Source organism: Streptomyces botrytidirepellens (assembly GCF_003721215.1).
Classification (GTDB): Bacteria; Actinomycetota; Actinomycetes; order Streptomycetales; family Streptomycetaceae; genus Streptomyces; species Streptomyces himastatinicus.
On record NZ_RIBZ01000151.1, the window covers coordinates 1 to 3,180 of the forward strand.

Sequence of the window (3,180 nt, forward strand, 5' to 3'; positions counted from 1 at the left end):
AGCGCGGCCAGCCAAGCGCCTCTGTGCCTCACCAACACGTCGTCCCCAACTGCCCGCAGTCTGAGCCCCGAGTCCATCCCGATACCTCAGTCGCTTCGGTCGCTCCGCGCGCAGTCCGGGAAGCGTCCGACGTCCGCGGCGCGGCAAGACCAAGTCCCGGCCCGGCGACGAATCCCAGGAACGGGAGGCACATCACCGTGCGGGACAGGGCACGGACCCCGGCGGCAACCATCCCCGCGGCACAGCAAGCTCGCCTTGCCCTCGCCCACACCCCGAAGCCCACGCGGCCGACGGACGCCACTCCGCTAAGGCCCAGGTCAGGTGCGGGTTGCGGCGCTAACCCCTCGACGCGCCACTGTCTCCTCACCTGCCCAGCTCAGGGCGTCCGACCGCCGAACGGCGGCCGAGAGGAAGCACCAACCACACCACTCCATCGACAGAGGAGCACGGTGATGCCCGCTGCCCGCACAGCCGCACCCAACGAGCCCTACCGTTCCAAATCCGTCGTCAAGGACGACCCGAGGCGCACCAAGTGACCCGGCGCTCACGCAAACGTCACGGCCGCGACCGCTCCTGGATCGGTGGACTCATCGCCGCCATGATCGATGGCCTCGTCAGCATCTGGAAAAGCTGACACGCCCAGCCACCGTCCCGGCCGCCAGGAACTCCTGACGGCCGGGACGCTGCCATGCTCGGGCACCACGACCCGCGCCCTCATTCATCTACCAAAGCACTTGGGCTGGTTGCCCCGCACTCTTCCCGGAAGCCACGGTGCACCAGCTCAGCGCCGCACAACGAGTGCGACGACGGATCGCAAATGAGCAGTACTGCCCACAATCGCAACGAGCAAGGGAACCGGAGCATGGGAGACAAAGTGACCTCGGAACGAGTCGTGGACACCCACCATGTGCAAGGGCGCACTCTGGAGGTGCACCGCCTCACCTGGCGGGACGCCCACGGGATCAGCTACGACGTCGTCGATACCACGACCGGCACACTCCTTACAGACGAGTCCCTCGACGATCCTCCAACGCTCGACCAGCTCCACGAGCTGCTGAAAGACAAGGACGGCGGGAGCGATTACCCTCAACGCTGACCCTGCCCACACCGGCCCCGTCCCGCTGTGAGCGGGGCGGGGTCTCCCGCCTCCCGGGACTCTGGCAACCACGGCGTTGCATCGCCGACGGCCCACCGCCGACCACCCCGCCTCAGCGTCAGTTAGTGCGCAGCCCGCCTGAATCAGCAGCCGGCCCGTACGCATGCCTCCACGGAGCGCGTGCTCGCCAGCCGGTCGAGCCCCCTCGACCCTATGTCCCCTCCGGCGGACCGTACGAGCGGAATGGGACGCCACCCCGCGGGACGAACCGACCTACCCCTCCAAGCTGGTCCTTCCCGCTTCTACGGTCGGAGACAGCACGGCGCGGCAGCGGCCAAGTCGGCCTTGCACAGCGAGTTGCGCGGCTAACCCGCCTGTGTCTCACGGTTCCGGGGTCAGGCCGCAACCCGGCACTCATCGGTGCGAGTGCGGCATCCGTCCACCAGAACAGGACCACCATGATCAAAATGAGCAAGGGTGACAACCCCGTCTCCCTGGCCAAGACCGCCAGCGTGACTGCGCGCATGTCGTGGAGTAGCAACACGGACTACGACTTGCTGGCCATCGTGCTTCGGACCAACGGCGAAATAGAGTACGTCGCCACCTTCGACGCCGTAGGTGTACCGGCGCAGTCGAGCACTGCTGACGGCGCGGTCAAGCACTTGGGCGACGTCGGCCGAGGGACGCAGGGCACGGCCACGGAGACGATCGAGATCACGCTCAACGACTCGATCCGCGCTGTCGTACCGGTGGCCTACTCGGCCAAGTCCAACGGAACCGGCTCGTTCTTCCGGTACCGTGTCACCCTCGAGCTCGACAACGGGGTGGCAGGCGACAAGGTCGTGATCGCGGCCGAAAACGCCAACAACGACGACAGGGTCTACTCGTGCGTCCCGGGAATGGTCGAAAGCACCCCCGACTCCGTAGTCATCCACGCGCTGGAGCAGTACTCCGCACGCGGTTCTGAAAATCGGCCCACGCTGGCCGTGCAGCGGGGCGGCCTGCTTCGAAAAGGAGCCGAGACGATCAAGGTTGTCATGGATGGAGGGCCCGAAAACGAACACAAATGGCCGTAATTCAGGGGAAGTTATCGTAAAACGACTCCTTCTTCAGCTTTGCGCATGAAAGCTACTCCCGTGGCCCCCGAGGACCGGTCCCGCCCATGGACCGAGTCCCCGGGGGCTCACGCGCGTTCCGCGCTGTTGCCCGCCTAGGTTCCCGCGCCTCCACGCTCATCGGCACCCGCCGCGCACTCAGCGCGGCCCACCGGACCGAGCGGAGACCCCATGCCGTACGCCCCCTGGGTACTGGACACCCTCGCCGCCTACNTCATCGGCACCCGCCGCGCACTCAGCGCGGCCCACCGGACCGAGCGGAGACCCCATGCCGTACGCCCCCTGGGTACTGGACACCCTCGCCGCCTACAACTCGCCCCACCTACACCCCGGATCCCCCGAGCAGTGGGACGAGCTCTTCGACAGCGCGCCCGAACTCACTTGGAACGGCCTGGAGAAGATCCTGATGGCCGCCCGGAGCGCTCAGGCCACATGGGCCGATCCGCTTCTGGTCTGGCCCGACGCGGAGGACGCCCGCTACGCGCTGATCACCTACGACCTCCCCGACGGCTCACGCCGTGCCTCGCTGTGCGAGGACATCCACTTCTTCCGCCCTCCCACGGAGCAGGCCACCTGGGGAGACGTCATCGTCTGGAGCCTGGCCAGCTTCCGCGAGACCAGTGAACCCCTGGCCCGAACCGGCCTCGCCCTCCAGCGCCTGGCAGCCGAAGCGGCCACATCCATCACCGCCTGGGAAAACGAGCGCGCCCAGCTCATGAACGACAAGGGCCTGGAGGCCGACGAGCAGCCGGAGGACTCCTCGTTCCTCGAGGATGCCATCCGTCCCTATGAGAAGGACGCCATGTCCGTACTGCGGGCCCTCGCGCACCTGTCGGCCGGCCGCTGCCCAATGTGCCGGTTGACCGACTGCGACACCATGGGCGAGCAGCCCACCGCCCGCTGCCACTGCGGCCAGCACCACACTGCCCACGCTCCCTCGGGCGAGTGCACCCACTTCCGCGCCGCTTC

General features: G+C 67.5%; 3 protein-coding genes. All 3 read left to right on the forward strand.

What is annotated here, in order from left to right; all coding sequences use genetic code 11:
* The first annotated feature begins 862 nt into the window (after positions 1-862).
* On the forward strand, positions 863-1,096 hold the full coding sequence (locus tag EEJ42_RS11015) for a hypothetical protein (RefSeq protein WP_123099771.1): 234 nt from the start codon (positions 863-865) through the stop codon (positions 1,094-1,096).
* A gap of 467 nt (positions 1,097-1,563) precedes the next feature.
* A complete protein-coding gene (locus EEJ42_RS11020) occupies positions 1,564-2,172 on the forward strand; it encodes a TerD family protein (RefSeq protein ID WP_123099772.1) in 609 nt (202 codons plus the stop codon).
* A gap of 307 nt (positions 2,173-2,479) precedes the next feature.
* The coding region (locus tag EEJ42_RS11025) for a hypothetical protein (protein ID WP_123099773.1) at positions 2,480-3,180 on the forward strand (701 nt) is incomplete at its 3' end.